Origin of the sequence: Paenibacillus sp. ISL-20 (assembly GCF_018613005.1) — a bacterium.
Lineage (GTDB): Bacteria > Bacillota > Bacilli > Paenibacillales > Paenibacillaceae > Paenibacillus_AQ.
In genome coordinates, this window is record NZ_JAGGRD010000018.1 from 55988 (window position 1) to 74810 (window position 18823).

Here is an 18823-nt window from a genome sequence, read left to right on the forward strand (position 1 = left end):
GTCATTTCAAGACCGCCCGGTCTGCTTCCAATTAGCCGCCGGGTGGTCTTTTGCTAGTAAAGTCAGCGGTGCGGTATAAGGGGAGAAAAAGGCTCGTGATTATTTTTACTAAGGAACCGGAATATGGTATAGTTTTTCGTATGAAATTGAGGTGACGAACTTGTTTGAAATGTTAATTCCAAAGCTCCGTGTCAATACGGTTTTTGATATTAACCTAGAGGAATTATATGAGCAGGGGTATCGGGGGATCATTACCGATTTGGATAATACTCTTGTAGGGGCGAAGGCACCGGTTGCCACGCCGGAACTGGTTGTTTGGTTCAAAAGGGTGAAGGAGATCGGTTTTCAGCTCATCATCGTCTCGAATAACCAGCTGGAACGCGTGTCTAAATTTGCGACGCCGCTGGATATCCAGTATGTGCATGAAGCCCGTAAACCAAGCAATACCCCGTTTCGCAAAGCGATGAAGATGATGGAGCTTACGCCGGAGAAAACGGTAGTTGTCGGCGACCAGATGCTGACCGACGTATATGGCGGGAATCGGCTGGGTCTATACACGGTACTGGTTATGCCCATCGCCATCAACGATGAGGGATGGTTTACGCGCCTGGTCAATCGCCGGGTGGAGCGCATCGCATTGACCCGTTTGCGCAAAAAAGGATTATGGATGGAGGAGGAACCGAAATCATGACGTTGCCTACTGGCGGAGAAGACATCAAGAAGTGCAGCGGTTGCGGCATACAGCTTCAGAGTGTTGCACAGGACAAGCCGGGCTATTTGCCGGAGAAGGCTTGGGACCGCGATCCGGTTATTTGCCAGCGCTGTTTCCGGATTAAGAATTATAATGAAGCGTCCTCGGTTGCCGTAGACCAGAATGAGTTTTTACGGCTGCTGGGACAGATTGGCGGCAAGAATGCGCTTGTCATTCATATCGTGGATCTCTTCGATTTTGAAGGCAGCCTTATTTCGGGGCTGCAGCGGTTTGTCGGCAACAATCCGGTTATTCTGGCCGTTAACAAGACGGATCTTCTGCCGAAGGTCACCAATTGGAACAAGGTTCTCAATTGGGTACAGAAGCAGTGCAAGGAGCATGGTCTGAGAACGGAAGACATCGTGCTCTGCAGCGCGAAGAAGAATCAAGGCTTTGAGCGGCTGCTGGAGACGGTTGCGCATTACCGGGGTGACCGGGATGTCTACGTGGTTGGCGCCACGAATGTGGGTAAATCCAGCTTGATCAACCGCCTGATCCGCGACTACAGCGATCTGGATCAGGAATTGACCGTTTCCCGTTATCCGGGAACGACGCTGGACATGGTCAATATTCCGCTGGACGACGGTCGGTATATTATCGATACGCCAGGCATCGTGTACCCATGGCGCTATAGCGAGCTTGTGAGCCGTGAGGATTTGGGGACGGTCATGCCGGAAAATCCGCTGAAGCCGATGGTATACCAGTTGAACGAAGGACAGACGCTCTTCTTCGGAGGTTTCGGCCGTTTTGATTTTCTGCAAGGAGAGCACCAATCCTTTACTTGCTTTATCAGCGGCAGATTAGGCATTCATCGGACCAAGCTGGAACGGGCGGATTCGTTATTTGCCGAGCATGCTGGAGAGCTCCTCTCACCGCCGACCAAGGAACGAATTGAAGAACTGCCGGAGTGGACAAGACATGAAATCCGTATTCCTAAGGGGACCCGCCAAGACGTGTTTATCTCGGGGCTCGGCTGGATCAAGATCAATGGTGAACAAGGAGCGCTCGTGGCGGTTCATGTACCTAAAGGAATCAAAGTTCTGTCGCGTCCATCCTTGATATAATTGATGAATCGCTTTGGTATACCACCCGGTTTATCATGGGAGAGATAGGGGAGAAATGAAAGTGAATCCAATGATCGAGCGTGATTATTTGCTCCTTGGCGTAATGGGGGACCCGATTGGTCACTCGAAATCACCGGCTATGCATCATGCGGCGATCACTGTCCTGGGATTGTCAGGGGCCTATGTGCCCCTTCATATACGTCCGGAGGGGCTTCGTGACGCCATCCAGGCTGTTAAAGCGCTGGGATTCCGCGGGGTGAACGTAACGATCCCGCACAAGGTGGAGGTTATGAAGTATCTGGATGTCGTCGATGAAGGGGCGCGGCGCATCGGTGCCGTGAATACCATCGTCAACGACAATGGCCAATTGACGGGTTATAATACGGATGGGATCGGATATGTTCGTTCATTAAAGGATGAAGCCTGTCCCGATCTTAAGGGGAAGCGCATCGTTGTCATCGGCGCTGGCGGAGCGGCCAGGGGGATCATCTATGCCCTTACCGGAGAAGGGCCTGAGAAGATATCCATTGTGAACCGGACATCCGCCAAAGCGCTGGCGTTGGCCGAGGAGTGGAGCTCGCTTGCCGATTTGAGGGGATACGGAGAGGATCATGCCAGAGAGGCATTGTCGGATGCCGATGTTGTGATCAACACCACTTCGGTGGGCATGTTTCCCCGGGTTTCCGAGCTTCCCATTCCAATAGAGTATATACCGGAAGGGATCGTTGTCAGCGATCTGATCTATAATCCGTTGAAGACCGAGCTGTTACGGGAAAGTGAGCTTCGGCAATGCACGGTGCATGGCGGACTTGGGATGTTCATCAACCAAGGGGCGTATGCATTCGAGTATTGGACAGGTCTGACGGCGCCTGTGCAGGCGATGAAGGAAGCGGTTCTGACCAGCTTCTAAGTCGAGGTTTAATATCTTGTTTATTGATTAATGCTTATGCAAAAGCTACAATATAGCTTCGACAAGCAGCAAGCTTTTAATAATTGAATATTTAAGGAGTAATGACCAAGCATGTTAACAGGAAAGCAAAAACGACATTTACGTTCGCTTGCGCATCATCTGGATCCGCTGTTCCAGGTAGGCAAGGGAGGCAGCAACGAGCATCTGATCCGGCATATTTCAGAGGCGATTGAGAAGCGGGAACTCATGAAAGTATCCGTACTCAACAACTGTGTTGAAGACCCGCGAGAAATCGCCGAGGAGCTTGCTGAAGGTGCCGGAGCCGAACTGGTACAGGTTATCGGCAAAACGATCGTGCTTTATAAAGAATCGAAAGACCACAAAACCATCGAATTGCCGTAAGGGAGCCCTAATAGCTCCAGCTTAGCGGATATAGAATAACTCTCTTATTAGGGGAGGTGAACCCGGATGAAGGTAGGGATAATGGGCGGAACCTTTGATCCCATTCATATCGGGCATATGCTCGCAGCCGAATCAGCTCGGGACACTTACGATCTGGAAGAGGTATGGTTTATGCCCAGCCATATCCCCCCGCACAAGGAAGATGCTGGCGTAACCGGCCTGATGAGGCTGGAGATGACCGCTGAGGCCGTAGCAGACCATCCATCTTTTCGTACATTGGATTGGGAAGTGAAGCGCGGCGGCGTATCCTATACGGTAGACACGGTCAGAGAACTGCGGGATACGTATCCCGAGCATGATTTCTCGTTCATTATCGGAGCGGATATGGTAGCGTATCTTCCCAAGTGGAATCGGATCGGGGAGCTGGCGGACATGCTGACGTTTATTGGGCTTAACCGTCCCGGAACCAAGCTATCGGTGGATGATCTGCCTGATTTCCTGCAAAAGGTGGTAGTGACAGCGGAGATGCCGTTGATCGAAATATCCTCCACCATGATTCGGAGCAGAGCGGTATCAGGTTCGTCCATCCGTTATATGGTGCCGGACCGTGTTTACGATTATATTGTTAGGAGCGGTATTTATGGAGTACAGCCGTGATGAACTGATTGAAGCGGTATCCTCCCAGATGCCGGCCAAGCGCTGGGATCACACAACAGGCGTAATGGAAACCGCGGTCATCCTTGCAAAGAGGTTCGGGGCCGATCCGGTTAAGGCGGAATTGGCTGCCATCCTGCATGATGTGGCCAAATACTGGCCCGTGCAAAAGCTTCATCAAATGATGGTGGAGCATGCGCTTTCAGAAGAGCTGCTCTATTACGATAAGCAGCTTTGGCATGCTGAGGTAGGCGCATTCGTAGCGGAGCATGAATATGGCGTGACGGATGCCGAGGTGCTTGACGCCATCCGCTACCATACGTCGGGGCGCATAGGCATGACGCAGCTTGACAAGGTGGTCTGCCTTGCGGATTATATGGAGCCGGGACGGGATTTCCCCGGTGTGAATAATATTCGCGAACTGGCCAACCATAGCCTTGAAGAGGCGCTTGCAGCCGGCTTTGATTCGACGATCGGACATCTGCTTTCGCGCAGACAAATCATTTTTCCGTTGACGGTACTAGCCCGCAACGATCTAATTAAGCAATTGGAGGCGAATTCATGACGTTGAAACCGAATGAATTGTTAAATGTGGCAGTGACTGCCGCTGAAGATAAAAAAGCGATGGATATCGTGGTCCTGGATCTTAGAGGGATTTCCCTGATCGCAGACTATTTTGTCATTTGCCATGGTAATTCGGATACACAAGTGCAAGCGATCGCAACCGAAATTCGTAAACAGGCTCATGATGCAGGAGTAGCTTTGCGCGGACTAGAGGGAATGGATGCAGCCCGCTGGGTGCTGATGGATCTCGGAGACGTGATCGTTCATATCTTCCATCGCGATGAGCGCGAATATTACAACATCGAACGACTGTGGTCGGATGCTAAAGTGGTGGAGAACGTATGAGTCTGATTGCCGGCACATTAACGAAACTCGTCGTTTCCAGAGAAGTGTCCCCTTATGGTTATTTTCTGGATGGCGGAGATCGGGATGTGCTTCTTCACTATTCGGAGCTCACGGGTAAGATTGAGCCGGGGGATACGGTAGAGGTCTTTATATTCTTTGATACGGAAGACCGCCTGGCCGCTACGATGAAGAAGCCTTACCTTACGTTGGGTGAAACCGCTAAGCTTGAGGTGGCGGACGTCCATCCGCGCCTCGGCTGTTTCCTCGAGATGGGGCTTGGCAGGCAGCTTCTGCTTCCGATCCGGGAATTGCCGGAGTTGCGGGAGCTTCACCCGCAAGTGGGAGATCATGTGTTTGTCATCATGGAGCATGATAAGCAAGGACGACTTCGCGCGAAACTCGCCGGAGAACAGGAGCTTGCTCCGCTTGCGTTCCATGCGCCTGAATCGTGGAAGGGCCAATGGTTCACTGCTCTGGTGTACAAGCCGCTCCAGATGGGCACGTTTGTCATCATCGATGGCGGTGTGATCGGTTTCGGCGCGATCGGTATGATCCATTCCTCGGAACGGACGCGTATGCTGCGGCTTGGTGAAGAGGTGAAGGTTCGGGTCAGCCATATCCGGGAAGATGGCAGGGTCAACCTGTCCATGGTTCCGCAAAAAGAGATCGGCCGGACGGATGATGCAGACCGGTTGCTTGCTTTTCTGAAGGAGCGTCCGGGCCATGGGATGCCGTATTCGGATGAAACGCCGCCCGACATCATTAAGCAGCGGTTCGGCATTAGCAAATCCGCCTTTAAACGCGCGCTTGGCAAGCTGATGAAGGACGGTTTGGTTACGCAAAAGGACAGCTGGACATATATGGTCAATCAAGAGGAGAACTCCGGATCAAACGAATAACCCGGCAAGGTAGGGGAAGCTTCTAAGGAAAGTGGTGTCATCATGTTGTCTTACCGCAAGTTTGCTTACGTATATGATCAACTCATGGAAGACATGCCGTACCCGGATTGGATTCGTTTTGCGAGAACCGCCTGGGATAAGCACGGAATGCCAAAAAGCGTCGTTGAGCTCGGGTGCGGGACAGGCAGCATCACCATTCCGCTCGTGAACTCCGGTTTCGAGGTAACAGGAATTGATCTGTCGGCAGATATGCTCTCGGTTGCCAGACGCAAGCTGGAGGGTACACCCCAGGGGCATCGATTGTTCCGGGAAGGCAGCGTCCGCTGGGTACAACAGGACATGCGTTTGTGGGAGCTGCCCGAGCAGGTGGATTCCGTCATTTCATTTTGTGATTGTGTGAACTACCTGCTGGAGGAAAAGGACATCCGCTCCGCATTTACAAGGACCTACAACGGTCTCAAGGAAGGCGGCACGTTCCTGTTTGATGTGCATCACCCGAATACGCTCCTACGATACGACGCAGAACAGCCCTTTGTGCTGGACGAACGGGAAGTGTCCTACATTTGGACATGCGACCTGGATGAACGACGGATGGAGATTGAGCATCATCTCTCCATCTTTGCACGTGATGGCCAAGACCCTACGGTCTACCGTCGCTTTGAGGAAACGCATGTGCAGCGGGGATACGACCCGGAATGGATGAAGGTCGAGCTGGTTAAGGCCGGATTCCGGGATGTGAAATGTTATGCCGATTTTGAGTGGATGGAAGCGGGCCAGGATGCATCCCGGCTGTTCTACGTTGCCGTAAAATAAACGAAAAAATCCTTTTAAGAGAAGCACTTTATTTCGTCTGTAGCGACGAAATAAAGTGCTTCTCTTTCGTTGTGCATGGATTCATTATATTCAAAGACATTTCTTTTCCGCTTTATTTGACTGTAGTTAAGGTTCAGTAGCATGGATATGGGTTTGCTTCCGGGACTGTGCTACGATGAGGGATAGATAGGATGAACAGAAATGAGAGCGCTATCTTAAGAGATGCTTCTATGCACCCGATACGCTCTGAATGACCGTATTTGAGTTCAATAATGATCAAATGATGCATAAGCTAATCTATTGGGTCGAGAGAGGATGAATGAGCATGAAACTGTCCGTATTTACAGTCGCAACTCCTGACTTACAGCCTGAGGAGTTGGCAAAAGCCGCGGCGGATGCCGGTATTGAAGGAATCGAATGGCGTTTCAAGGAGATTCCGGAAGAAGCTGCGGGGGAGAAGCCCTCCTTCTGGCGGCATAACCGCTGCTCCATGGATCCAAACGGCACGCAGGAGGATTGGTTCAGGTTTCAGCAAGCAGCCGACAAGCATGGCCGGCGCAGTCTTGCGGTCGTTCCTTATCTTACATGCGGGGACGTGGAAGCGACGGAGAAGGTTATGCAAGCAGCCAAGCTGATCGGAGCCTCCTTTATTCGCGTGGGCATTCCGGGATATGACCGAAAGCGAAATTACAATGAACTGTACGACCAGGCGGTCCGTTATCTGCATGAGGTACAGGATCTCGCAGCGGCTTACGGGGTCAAGGGAGTAGTGGAAACGCATCATCTTACGATCACTCCGAGCGCGGGATTGACGCACCGGCTTGTATCCCACTTCAATCCGCAGCATATCGGCGTGCTGTATGATCCGGGCAACATGGTCCATGAAGGTTACGAGAACTACCGGATGGGCTTGGAGCTTCTTGGTCCCTACCTGGCCCATGTCCATGTGAAAAACGGAGGTTACCGCAAAACGCCTTCCGAGGATGGAACATCGGCGGCGTGGTCCGGGGAATGGGTCCCGCTTGCCCAGGGGGCCGTGCCATGGAAGCAGGTCATACAGGATCTGCAATCGGTTGGCTACGAAGGATACTACGGAATCGAAGATTTTAGCGGAACGTTGGAGTCCAGGGAGATGCTTGTTCGTTTTGCCGAGCAGATGAAGATGTGGTCAGACCAGAAACAAAACGTGTAGGTCACTTTTGAAGGAGGCTACAGATATGGATCAGGTAAGAGTAGGGGTTATTGGACTGGGGATGGGTTTTTCGCATGCCAGATCGCTGGCGTCCGGGCGGATCAAAGGCGCGCGGCTTAGCGCTATATGCGATCTGAATCCAGCCAAACAGGAAGAAGCGAGGGCAACGCTGCCTTCGGACGTAAAAATTTGGAGTGATACGGACGCTATGATCTCATCGGGGGAGATAGATGCGGTAATTATTGCTACGCCCCATTATGCCCATCCTCAAGTGGCGATCGAGTGCCTGAATCATGGACTTCATGTCCTGATCGAGAAACCGGCAGGCGTTTACACGAAGCAGGTACGGGAAATGAATCGCGCGGCAGAAGCCAGTGACAAAGTGTTCTCAATTATGTACAACCAGCGCTGTAATCCGCTATATAAGAAGCTGAGAGAGCTTATTGCCGACGGCGAACTCGGCGAAGTCCGGAGAATGAATTGGATCGTAACGAATTGGTACCGGTCCCAGAGCTATTATGATTCAGGCGGATGGCGAGCTACCTGGGCAGGAGAAGGCGGAGGGGTGCTGATTAACCAGTCCCCGCATCAGCTGGACCTCTGGCAGTGGACGACCGGCATGATGCCAAAGAGAATTCGTGCATTTTGCGCTTTCGGTAAGTACCGGAATATCGAAGTCGAAGATGACGTGACGGCTTATGCGGAATACGAGAATGGTGCTACGGCCGTCTTTATTACGACAACGGGTGAAGCGCCGGGCACTAACCGATATGAAGTGACGGGGGACCGCGGAAAAATCGTCATCGAGGACGGCAAGCTCACCTTCTGGCGCCTCCGTGTGCCAGAGCCGGAATTCAATCGGGAGTATACCGGGGGCTTCGGCGAACCGGAATGCTGGAAATGCGAGGTGCCGATCTCGGGAGATAATCCGCAGCATAGCGGCATTATCCAGAACTTTGCGGATGCTATTTTGCATGGAACGCCATTGATTGCCCCGGGTGAAGAGGGAATCCATGGATTGACGCTGTCCAATGCCATGCATCTGTCCACCTGGACCGACAAATGGGTTGATCTGCCTCTTAACGAAGAGCTGTATTACGAAATGCTGCAGGAACGGATCACACATTCTTCCGCTCAGAAAACGGTCAAGGAGATCGGGCAGGTGGATATGAGCAAGACGTTTGGATCCTACTAAATAATCAGGAGGCATGTGGTATGGACCGCAGTAATGGAATGCTCTATGCGCCGGTGGGCAAGGCCCAGCCGGTGTGCAAGCCCGGAGAGTTTATGTTTGCCGCCATGTCGCTGGAGCATGGCCATATATACGGCATGTGTAACGGATTGATCGAGGCCGGGGCGACGCTGAAGTGGGTGTATGACTCAGACCCCGCGAAGGTTGCGGCTTTTTGCAAGGCTTACCCAAGTGTAACCGTCGCTTCGTCGGAGGCACAGGTGCTAGAGGATGCGGAGGTTCATCTGGTAGCGGCTGCGGCCATTCCTTCGGAACGATGCGAACTTGGCCTGAAGGTCATGTCGCATGGCAAGGATTATTTTACGGATAAGACGCCTTTCACCACGCTGGAGCAGGTGAACGCTGCTCGCGCGAAGGCGGCGGAGACAGGCAAGAAGTACATGGTCTATTACAGTGAACGGCTGCATGTGGAGAGTGCCGTCCATGCAGGAAGGCTGATCCAGGACGGGGCGATCGGGCGAGTGGTGCAAGTGATGGGAACAGGGCCGCATCGTTTAAATGCGCTTTCCCGTCCAGACTGGTTTTTCCGTCATCAACAGTACGGCGGCATTCTGTGTGATATCGGCTCCCACCAGATTGAACAGTTTTTATTTTTTGCCGGCTGCCGCGATGCCAAGGTGCTCAGCAGCAAGGTGGGCAATTATGCGAATCCGGATTACCCGGAGCTGGAGGATTTCGGAGATGCAACGCTTGTGGGAGACAACGGGGCCACGAATTATTTCCGTGTCGACTGGCTGACACCTGGAGGCCTTGGCACCTGGGGCGACGGAAGAACCTTTATTCTGGGTACGGAAGGATACATCGAGCTTCGTAAATACATCGATATCGCAAGGCATCCGCAAGGGGATCATCTGTACCTGGTTAATGGCGAGGGAGAGTTTCATATGGAGCTTCAAGGCAAGGTGGGCTATCCATTCTTCGGAGAGCTTATCCTGGATTGTCTGGAACGTACGGAGCATGCCATGTCCCAGGAGCACGCCTTCAAAGCCGGAGAATTGTGCGTCATCGCCCAAAATGAGGCCGTGCGCATTCCATAAAATCATTTATAATAGAGAAAACCCCGCTTTGTTGAGGGTTGAGGATTAGACAACTCCAAAATCGCTAAAGGGGCGATTCTCTAGATGACCTCATCTGCCGATATGATGCCAGGCTTTGACCGCATGCAGCTGCAGGCGCCGTTCGATCTGACCTATTACAATGAACAGCCGTTGTCCGGAGGGCAGTTTCACTCGCATGCTTTTTATGAAATTTATTATTTCCATGAAGGACGCTGCACTTATTTGATCGGCGATTCCGTTTTCACGCTGAAGCCGGGGGATCTGCTCTTGATGAACGGGCTTACGCTTCATTGTCCGAATGTAGAGCCTGATTCCAGATATGTCAGAAGCATTCTGCATTTTGATCCGGCCTGGATTTGCAAGGGGCTTTCGGAGACGGCCAGATCGATATTGCTGGACCCCTTCGAAACGCTGCGCAATCACCGCATGACGCTGACAGGGGCGAACCGGGACGAATTTGAAGGCATGCTGGCTGATATACATCGCCTTTCGGCATCCACGGCCGGTTTTCGCCAGGAACGAATGACCTTGCGTATTCAGGAGATGATGTACGTCATCGCGGACTGGTGTCAGGGTGCTGTGCAGGATCAGGACTCCATCTCGGAGAAAGAGCGGCATGTCCAGCATGTCGTGTCGTTTGTCGAGGAAAATTATATGCAGGATCTGACGCTGGAGCGAATCGCCCGCGATATGCATATTACGAAGCACTATCTATCCTCCTTGTTTAAGGAGGTTACTGGAACGACGGTGTTTAAATATTTGTATCACCGGCGGATTAACCAAGCTAAAATTTTGCTTAGGCTCCACCCTCATCTCAGCATCACGGAGATCAGCCAGGCGGCAGGCTTCAAGCATTTGGCTCATTTCAGCAGGATGTTCAAGGCCATGGTCGGGACGACACCGGAATATTATCGTAGAAGCGGAGAAGAGCTTTCGTTGACTTGATCGGACTTTTTGGGTATAATAGCCACATTAAAACGGTAATATGAACGCGATGATGAGGATCAATCGTTCCACTTTCGATCATGCAGAGAGCCGGTGTCTGGTGAAAACCGGTTGACGATAGGAATGAACTCGCCTCTGAGCAATGGTGTTAACCCGGCCGTCGGAGGGCTGTACTCCGGCAGATTCGGCCGCTGAAGCATCGTCGTCTCATCCGCGATAAGGATGCAAAGGGAGTGAAAGGCAAAGCATGCCTTTGGCTAACTAGGGTGGTACCACGGGAATCAAACCTCTCGTCCCTAGCGATCAGCGCTATGGATGATGAGGTTTTTTTGTTTTTTGGGCAATGGCATAGGCCTTGTCTCTCGACTGTGAAGGAGGAGCAATGAAGTATGACGGACAATCAACCAACGGGCCATGGCTATCAGCCGCAGGCCATCGAACCGAAGTGGCAGCAATACTGGGATGAGAACAAAACCTTTAAAACGGAAGATACCTCATCCAAACCGAAATTTTATGCGCTGGATATGTTTCCGTATCCATCAGGCGCAGGTTTGCACGTAGGACATCCGGAGGGGTACACGGCTACTGATATCGTGTCACGCTACAAGCGGATGCGCGGTTACAACGTGCTTCATCCGATGGGATGGGATGCCTTCGGTCTGCCAGCGGAGCAATATGCAATGGACACAGGCAAACATCCTCGCGAGTTTACCGTGCAAAATATTGATACATTCCGCCGCCAGATCAAATCTCTCGGCTTCTCGTATGACTGGGACCGCGAGATCAGCACCACCGATCCGGAATATTATAAATGGACCCAGTGGATCTTTATCCAGCTCTATAAGCGCGGCCTTGCCTATGTGGCTGAAGTGCCGGTGAACTGGTGCGAAGCGCTCGGTACCGTGCTTGCGAACGAAGAGGTCATCGATGGCAAGAGCGAACGCGGAGGCCATCCGGTCGTACGTAAACCGATGCGTCAATGGATTCTGCGTATTACCGAATATGCGGATCGTCTGCTTGAGGATCTGGATGAATTGGACTGGAGTGAGAGCCTGAAGGATATGCAGCGCAACTGGATTGGTAAATCCACAGGCGCTGAGGTTCGTTTTGACATCGAAGGTTATGATGGTCATCTGGAGGTGTTCACAACCCGTCCAGATACGCTGTTCGGGGCAAGCTACTGCGTTCTGGCGCCGGAGCATGACCTCGTGGATAAAATTACGTCATCCGATCAGCGTGAAGCCGTCAAGGCTTATCAAGATCAAGCAGCTCGTAAAAGCGACCTGGAGCGGACGGATCTGGCCAAGGATAAAACCGGTGTATTCACGGGTGCGTACGCTATCAATCCGGTAAACGGCGCTAAAGTGCCGATCTGGATCGCGGATTACGTGCTTGCTGGCTATGGAACGGGAGCCATTATGGCGGTTCCGGGTCATGACAGCCGTGACTGGGAGTTTGCGAAGCAATTCGGTCTTCCGATTATTGAAGTTGTTCAGGGTGGAAATGTCGAGGAGGAAGCATACAGCGGCAGTGGCGCGCATGTGAATTCCGGCTTCCTGAATGGGTTGGATAATGAAGAGGCTATCCAGGCGATGAATGAATGGCTGGAGCAAGAGGGCAAGGGCAAGAAGAAGGTAACTTACCGTCTGCGCGACTGGCTGTTCAGCCGTCAACGCTACTGGGGTGAGCCGATTCCGATTCTGCATCTGGAAGACGGAACGATGAAGACCGTGCCGGAGGATCAGCTTCCATTGCTGCTGCCGGATGTGGATCAGATTAAACCGTCCGGTACCGGCGAATCGCCGCTGGCTAACGTTACGGAGTGGGTGGAAACGGTAGATCCCGAAACGGGTATGAAAGCCCGCCGCGAGACCAATACGATGCCGCAATGGGCTGGCAGCTGCTGGTACTACCTGCGTTATATCGATCCGCGTAATAATGAGGAATTGTGCTCCAAAGAGAGGCAGAAGGAATGGCTGCCGGTTGACCTGTATATCGGTGGTGTGGAGCATGCGGTACTTCATTTGCTGTATGCACGCTTCTGGCACAAAGTATTGTATGACCTGGGTGTTGTCGATACGAAGGAGCCTTTCCAGAAGCTGGTCAATCAGGGTATGATCCTGGGCAACAATAATGAAAAAATGAGTAAATCCCGCGGCAATGTCATCAATCCGGATGATATTGTTAACGAATACGGTGCCGACACGCTGCGCGTGTACGAGATGTTCATGGGGCCGCTGGAAGCGACCAAGCCATGGAACACCAACGGCGTTGAAGGAACGCATCGTTTCCTCTCTCGCGTATGGCGCCTGTTCATCGGGGACGATGGTCAATTGAACCCTAAAATCGTGGCAGGTGAGGGTACGGACGAATTCAAACGTACGCTGCACAAAACGATTAAGAAAGTAACCGAAGACTTTGAACATATGCGCTTTAACACAGCGATCAGCCAGCTGATGGTATTCATCAACGAGGGATACAAGACGGAAGAGCTTCCGCGCAAAGCGATGGAGAACTTCGTTCAGCTGCTTTCCCCGCTGGCTCCTCACCTGGCTGAAGAGCTGTGGAGCCGTTTAGGCTACACGGAGAGCGTAACCTACGTGCCATGGCCGAAGTATGACGAGGCTTGGACTGTAGAGGCCGAAGTTGAGATTGTTGTTCAAGTTAACGGCAAAATCGTAGAACGTGCCAAAATTTCGAAAGACATGGACCAAGAAGCCATGCAACAACATAGCCTCTCCCTTCCGAATGTCAAGCAGGCGCTGGAAGGAAAGAGTATTCGCAAAATCATTGCCGTACCGGGTAAACTGGTCAATATCGTGGCCGGTTAATCGTAAAACCGAAGGCAGCATCCAGTTTTGCCAAATCCTCCTCATACTTGTCGTGTGTGGTTTTGATCAATTGGTAGAACAATCCGTTCAGGTTTGAATCGAGCAGTGCCAAAGCCTGAGCCGTGATGCCTCCGGGAACCGCAACCCGCTCTTGCAGCTGTTCGGGGGAGAAGCCCTCCTCCGTTAGCAGCTTGCCGGTGCCAAGCAGCATTTCACCGGCTAATGCATTAAGGGTTCTGCGGTCGATTCCGGTCAATTCAACGGCAGCGTCGATCCATTTTTCCATGAATAAACTTAAAAAAGCAGGCCCGCAGCTGGAGAAATCGGAAGTGATTCGCGTGTGCGATTCCAGTATCTCGAGCGGCCTGCTGATATAAGACAGGAGGCTTTCTATAAGCTGCCTGTCTTCTTCTTTTATTCGGGAACCATACATGCATAACGATGCTCCGCCTCCGGTTAAGTTGGTGATGCTCGGTATGATTTTCGCCACCTTGCAGGGCAGCGACGATTCCAGATGGATCAATTGGACCGGGCTCGTGATAGATATCGCGATTTGCCGGGCTTCAAGCCTGTCTTTGATTTCGCTGATGACCGATTTGAATTCAAGCGGCTTGATACATAGGAAGAGCAGGTCGCTCTGAGAAGCCGTCTCCGTGTTACAGCTGCATACCGTCAGACCGGGATGACGTTTTGCCAGCTGCAGCGGCTTTTCAGGGCTTCGGTTGCTGACCCGAATCTGCTCAGGCAGGAGTGCGCCCGATTGAATGAAGGCATCGATCAACAGACTACCCATGCTGCCCGTACCGATAAAACCGACCTTCATGTGTATGTTCCCTCCTTTCGCGCTTTACGGCAGAAATGTACCGTCCTTACGTTTAATGTATGCGGGGAAGATGCCGATTCATGACGGTTTTTCATGCGATTTCGGTAGGGAAACCGAAGAATATTCCTGGGTTTGTACCAAATGAACTTTGATATTAAGGAGAGGTCATAGATGAGACGAGTATCTTTAGGTTGGAGTCTTGCCGCAACGATTGCGGGCTGCGGGTTCATCTTGTTTGCTGGCGGTACGAATCAGGGGATCGAGGGCTGGCAGCCGCTAAACGATCAGCTGGAGCAGGTGGTTGCTGCCGAAGAGAATGCGGGTGTGAAGACATCTGGGGCTGATTCCCGGCATAAGGACGTGGAACCGGCTGGAGCATCTGCTGAGCCCGAAGCGGACGTGAAAAATGCTGCAAAGACCGCTCAGGCTGGGCAGATCGAGCCTGCACATAACGCGAAGGAGCCCATGCCAAACCAAGACCAAAGAGCGGCAGGGAGCAGTACAGCAGATCATATCGCCCCATCTTCAACCTCTGGCCAATCTACTTCGGCCTCGGTTCCACCTCAGGCTGAAGGTGTCGGTCAGCAGTTACAGCAGCAAGCCCCTGTTAACAGTGTAGTGCAGCAACCAGCAGCTCCGGATTCATCCGGGTTGATTAATGTCAACACGGCGGATGCCGCAACGCTCATGGAGCTGCCTGGCATTGGCGAGGCGAAGGCCAAGGCGATTATCGATTACCGGAATCAGTTCGGTCCATTTCGAAGTCAGGCGGACTTGATGAACGTAAAGGGCATCGGTCCCAAAATGCTGGAGAAGATGAAGCCTTACGTTGGACTTTAGCTATGTGCTACAATAAAGGGGATATTGATAAGGAACAGGTGACAGATGATGAGTGCAGATCAACGTAAAGATTGGGATACTTATTTCATGGATATTGCCTTTATGGTTTCTACCCGCTCTCAATGCCCGCGGCGTCATGTCGGAGCGGTGCTGGTGCAGGGGAAGAAGCTGCTCGGAACGGCATATAACGGCGCGCCGATGGGAGTGCCTGATTGCTCCGAAGCGGGCTGTATGATCGCTGAGGATTATGAATTGGTCGTACAGGACGGCAAGGAGAGCATGGTGAAGAAACAGCGCTGCATCCGGACGATTCATGCCGAGCAGAATCTGCTGTTATTCACGGACCGGATCGATCGGGAAGGCAGCACGATGTACGTGACGGATGAGCCCTGCTGGACCTGTGCGAATATGCTTGCCAACAGCGGCATTGTCGAGGTTGTGTTCCACCGTCCTTATCCGAAGGATTCGGGCAAGGTGTCCCGCATGATGGAACAGAAGGGCATTTTGTTCCGGCAGCTTGAAGCGTATGAGCCGCCGCAAGAAACCTTGATGACGGTAGCGGAATGATTCATGAAGATAAGGCTATGGAAGAAAATGAATAGAAAGTCTCAGAGGAAGGACCTTTGACTGCGATCTGCAGGCGATGGTTCTTTTTTTATTTAATGATGAAGGGATTTGTTCAAATCATGAGGCGAAGGCCGTTACTTGTGTTTACCGTGTTATGGGTAATCGGCAGCGGTGCTGCATGCCTGTACGATGGATGGAGGCTGGCTGTGATTGCAGCCGGGCTGATTCTCATACTGCTTGTTGTATGTCATTTGGCGGTGGCGGGGCGTCTTTTTACGCTCTGCATGCTGTTCTCCTTGTGCGTGTCATGTACTTATTGGGAATGGCATGATGGGGCAAATGTAAGTGATTTCGAGTCGGTCCTCCCCGGGGAGACATCGACGGACACCGTTCCGGTTACTGCGTTCGGTGTAATCACATCCCCTATAGAAGTAGACGGTGACCGCGCGGATTTCAATGTTGCCCTGAAGCAAGCTGATCTGATGCTAGCAAAACCTCCGGTGCCGCAAAAACAAGCGAATCCGGATAACGGGACCATGCTGAAGACAGATGATATCGTTAGGGTTCAAGTAAAACTGCTGGATAAAAGGGAGCTGGAGAGGGTTAACCGATGGCAGCGCGGGGACCGGATCCAGCTGACGGGAGAGCTGCAAAAACCTGGAGTAGCCCGTAATTTTGACGGATTTGATTATGCTCAATATTTGCGAACCCAGAAAATTCATTGGATGATCAAAGTGAAAGGCTCTGACCAAGCGGGGGTCACCCCGCCTGACAGCTGGAATTTAAGTCATATTCTAAGATGGACTGATGCCGTTCGCTATAAGCTTGGGGGCAAGCTGGATGAATTGTACGGCGGAATCCACGCGGGTTATATGAAGGGACTTGTCATTGGCAATCGGGATGATCTGGATCCCGATACATTTATGGAGTTCTCGCGGCTGGGATTGACTCATATTCTTGCGATATCGGGCATGCATGTGGCTGTGGTCGTAGGATGTCTTTTATTCATATGCACCACCCTTCGAATGACGAGGGAGACCTCGCTGACTGTGGTCATGTGGCTGATTCCCTTTTATGTCCTGCTTACCGGGGCGAGTCCCTCTATCGTCCGTGCCGGCATCATGGGGGTGATCGGTTTGTATGCCGCACGGCGTCGGCTTTTGAAGGATGGACTGCATATTCTTAGTGTTGCCGTGCTCGTCATGCTGCTGTGGAACCCGTATTTTCTCGTTAACGTCAGCTTTCAATTGTCATTCATCGTGACTGCGGGCTTGATGATATTCGTGCCGAAGCTGGTGCCGCTGCTGACATTTTTGCCCCGCTGGTTTGCGGGAACCGTTGGAGTCACGGTCGTAGCGCAGCTGATCTCCTTTCCTCTTACCATTTATTATTTCAACCAGGTGTCGCTGATTTCTGTTTTCGCCAACATGCTCCTGGTTCCGGTCATTAGCCTTATCGTTCTTCCGCTAGGAATGTTGTCTTTGCTGATGGGGTGGGTGTGGATGCGTGGAGCCGGCTGGTTGGCAGCTGTAACGGAATGGTTAAACCAAATGACGTTCCAAATCGTTGATTGGATGAATGGTTCATCCGTGTTTATGACATTGTGGCCATCCCCGTCGATAGCCTGGATTCTGTGTTATTTTGTTGTTTTGTATTCATTGCTGTCCATTCTGAAGAAGAGATCCGAAAATCGCGGAGGAGAGCGAAGCGGGTCCGATGATACAGTTCCGTTGGAAGGACGCGTACCCTTGGATATTGGAGGAAGCTCGTCTAGGGCGACAGGCATGTTTCCGCTTGTGGATCGATGTGTCGGTGCGTTGCGATGGAGGGGTTTTCTTCGCGCCAGTGATTATATCGAACGCTATGCAACGAGATCCGCGATTGTCCTTCTGTCCGGGGCTTTGGGTCTTTTACTGTACGGCGGCTATCAATCTCCGTCCATGCACGGAGCGGGACTGGTGCAATTCCTGGATGTAGGACAAGGAGATTCGATACTGGTAACAACACCTGAGGGCAAGCATATTCTCATTGACGGTGGTGGCACGGTGAATTTTCGTAAGGAAAAGGATACTTGGAAAGAACGTAAGTCTCCGTATGAGGTGGGAGCGAAAGTGGTGGTTCCATTGTTGAAAAAACGGGGCGTGCACCAGCTTGAGGCTGTCATTATGACCCATGGGGACCAGGATCATATAGGCGGCTTTCAGGCTGTTTTGCAGGAAATCCCCGTAAAATCGGTTGTATTCAACGGGACCTTGACCGACTCCGCTTCCTTCCGGAAACTGATGTTAACCGCCGTTCAGCAGCGCATTCCCATTTACGAGGCTGGAGTGGATCGGGAAGTATGGAAGCTTGACAGTCATACGCAAATCCAATTTTTAGCTCCTATCTTCCCAGAAAGTGGAGAAATCATAAAACCATTACCGTTGATTAAGGAGCAGAATCATGCTTCACTAGTATTTGTCCTTCAGATGAACGGCAGCCGGTTCTTATTTACGGGTGACACGGACCAAGCTGCCGAACATAATATATTGCTGCACCTGGAGGAACGTTCTTCACAGGATGATTTCGTTTCACGGAGCGCTGCTGCCGAAAACCGGATTGATGTCATGAAAGTTGCCCATCATGGAAGCAAAACCTCGACATCCGCGCTATGGCTGAATGCATGGAAGCCGAAGGCAGCGGTTATTTCCGCTGGCGTCAACAATATGTACGGCCACCCTCATCCGGATGTGGTCGGACGGTTGGAACGTTCCTCGACGCTCATCTATCAGACCAACCTTCACGGTGAAATCCAGATGAGGATCAAGGATGGACATATTGAAACGCGTACGAAGCTTCCATAAAAAGTAGCCCGCTGTCCTTGAGACATAGATTCGTAGTATGATCTTTTATAGGAAAATGCAGCGGTGACTA

At 51.8% G+C, this 18823-nt stretch carries 18 protein-coding genes and 1 other annotated feature; of the genes, 17 read left to right on the top strand and 1 reads right to left on the bottom strand.

The window, feature by feature from the left end:
- Positions 1-160 precede the first annotated feature (160 nt).
- The 14 genes from J7E85_RS10310 (at position 161) to leuS (ending at position 13680) form a co-directional block, all read left to right on the top strand.
- Positions 161-691 carry a YqeG family HAD IIIA-type phosphatase gene (locus J7E85_RS10310; RefSeq protein ID WP_098742677.1) on the top strand — a complete coding sequence of 177 codons (531 nt, stop codon included), beginning with the start codon at positions 161-163 and terminating at the stop codon, positions 689-691.
- Positions 688-1815: a ribosome biogenesis GTPase YqeH gene (gene yqeH / locus J7E85_RS10315; protein WP_215157470.1), complete on the top strand. Its 1128-nt coding sequence runs from the start codon at positions 688-690 to the stop codon at positions 1813-1815. Before J7E85_RS10310 ends, yqeH begins: the two co-directional genes overlap by 4 nt.
- Before the next feature lie 55 nt (positions 1816-1870).
- Positions 1871-2725, top strand: a complete 855-nt coding sequence (locus J7E85_RS10320) for a shikimate dehydrogenase (RefSeq protein ID WP_215157472.1) — start codon at positions 1871-1873, stop codon at positions 2723-2725.
- Positions 2726-2836: 111 nt separating this feature from the next.
- On the top strand, positions 2837-3127 hold the full coding sequence (gene yhbY / locus J7E85_RS10325; RefSeq protein WP_215157480.1) for a ribosome assembly RNA-binding protein YhbY: 291 nt from the start codon (positions 2837-2839) through the stop codon (positions 3125-3127).
- A 66-nt stretch (positions 3128-3193) separates the two neighbouring features.
- Positions 3194-3784 (top strand): nicotinate-nucleotide adenylyltransferase, encoded by a 591-nt coding sequence (gene nadD, locus J7E85_RS10330; RefSeq protein WP_215157482.1) that lies wholly within the window; start codon positions 3194-3196, stop codon positions 3782-3784.
- On the top strand, positions 3768-4346 hold the full coding sequence (gene yqeK, locus J7E85_RS10335) for a bis(5'-nucleosyl)-tetraphosphatase (symmetrical) YqeK (protein WP_215157484.1): 579 nt from the start codon (positions 3768-3770) through the stop codon (positions 4344-4346). The genes nadD and yqeK overlap by 17 nt, the downstream gene beginning before the upstream one ends.
- Positions 4343-4690, top strand: a complete 348-nt coding sequence (rsfS, locus tag J7E85_RS10340; RefSeq protein WP_071222884.1) for a ribosome silencing factor — start codon at positions 4343-4345, stop codon at positions 4688-4690. Before yqeK ends, rsfS begins: the two co-directional genes overlap by 4 nt.
- A complete protein-coding gene (locus J7E85_RS10345; RefSeq protein WP_076320551.1) occupies positions 4687-5589 on the top strand; it encodes a CvfB family protein in 903 nt (300 codons plus the stop codon). The genes rsfS and J7E85_RS10345 overlap by 4 nt, the downstream gene beginning before the upstream one ends.
- Positions 5590-5631: 42 nt before the next feature.
- Complete coding sequence (locus J7E85_RS10350) at positions 5632-6402, top strand: class I SAM-dependent DNA methyltransferase (RefSeq protein ID WP_215157486.1); 771 nt, start codon at positions 5632-5634, stop codon at positions 6400-6402.
- A 325-nt stretch (positions 6403-6727) separates the two neighbouring features.
- Positions 6728-7594, top strand: coding sequence for a sugar phosphate isomerase/epimerase family protein (locus J7E85_RS10355; protein ID WP_215157488.1), 867 nt, complete (start codon positions 6728-6730; stop codon positions 7592-7594).
- A 25-nt stretch (positions 7595-7619) separates the two neighbouring features.
- Entirely contained in the window at positions 7620-8789 is a 1170-nt protein-coding gene (locus tag J7E85_RS10360; RefSeq protein WP_215157490.1) for a Gfo/Idh/MocA family protein, read from the top strand.
- A gap of 20 nt (positions 8790-8809) precedes the next feature.
- Positions 8810-9883, top strand: coding sequence for a Gfo/Idh/MocA family protein (locus J7E85_RS10365; protein ID WP_215157492.1), 1074 nt, complete (start codon positions 8810-8812; stop codon positions 9881-9883).
- Between the two features lie 84 nt (positions 9884-9967).
- On the top strand, positions 9968-10849 hold the full coding sequence (locus J7E85_RS10370) for an AraC family transcriptional regulator (protein ID WP_215157494.1): 882 nt from the start codon (positions 9968-9970) through the stop codon (positions 10847-10849).
- Between the two features lie 40 nt (positions 10850-10889).
- Positions 10890-11150 (top strand) — a binding site (T-box leader).
- An 88-nt stretch (positions 11151-11238) separates the two neighbouring features.
- The gene (gene leuS, locus J7E85_RS10375) at positions 11239-13680 is read left to right on the top strand and encodes a leucine--tRNA ligase (RefSeq protein ID WP_215157495.1); all 2442 of its coding nucleotides are present in this window, start codon (positions 11239-11241) and stop codon (positions 13678-13680) included.
- Here leuS and comER read toward each other — a convergent pair.
- Positions 13661-14503, bottom strand: coding sequence for a late competence protein ComER (gene comER, locus J7E85_RS10380; RefSeq protein WP_215157497.1), 843 nt, complete (start codon positions 14501-14503; stop codon positions 13661-13663). The genes leuS and comER overlap by 20 nt on opposite strands.
- Before the next feature lie 171 nt (positions 14504-14674).
- Between comER and J7E85_RS10385 the strand changes: the two genes are divergently transcribed.
- From J7E85_RS10385 to J7E85_RS10395, 3 genes are all read left to right on the top strand, one after another.
- Complete coding sequence (locus J7E85_RS10385) at positions 14675-15343, top strand: helix-hairpin-helix domain-containing protein (protein ID WP_215157499.1); 669 nt, start codon at positions 14675-14677, stop codon at positions 15341-15343.
- Positions 15344-15391: 48 nt separating this feature from the next.
- Positions 15392-15910: a deoxycytidylate deaminase gene (locus J7E85_RS10390; protein WP_215157501.1), complete on the top strand. Its 519-nt coding sequence runs from the start codon at positions 15392-15394 to the stop codon at positions 15908-15910.
- Between the two features lie 95 nt (positions 15911-16005).
- Complete coding sequence (locus J7E85_RS10395) at positions 16006-18753, top strand: ComEC/Rec2 family competence protein (RefSeq protein ID WP_251035627.1); 2748 nt, start codon at positions 16006-16008, stop codon at positions 18751-18753.
- Positions 18754-18823: the final 70 nt, after the last annotated feature.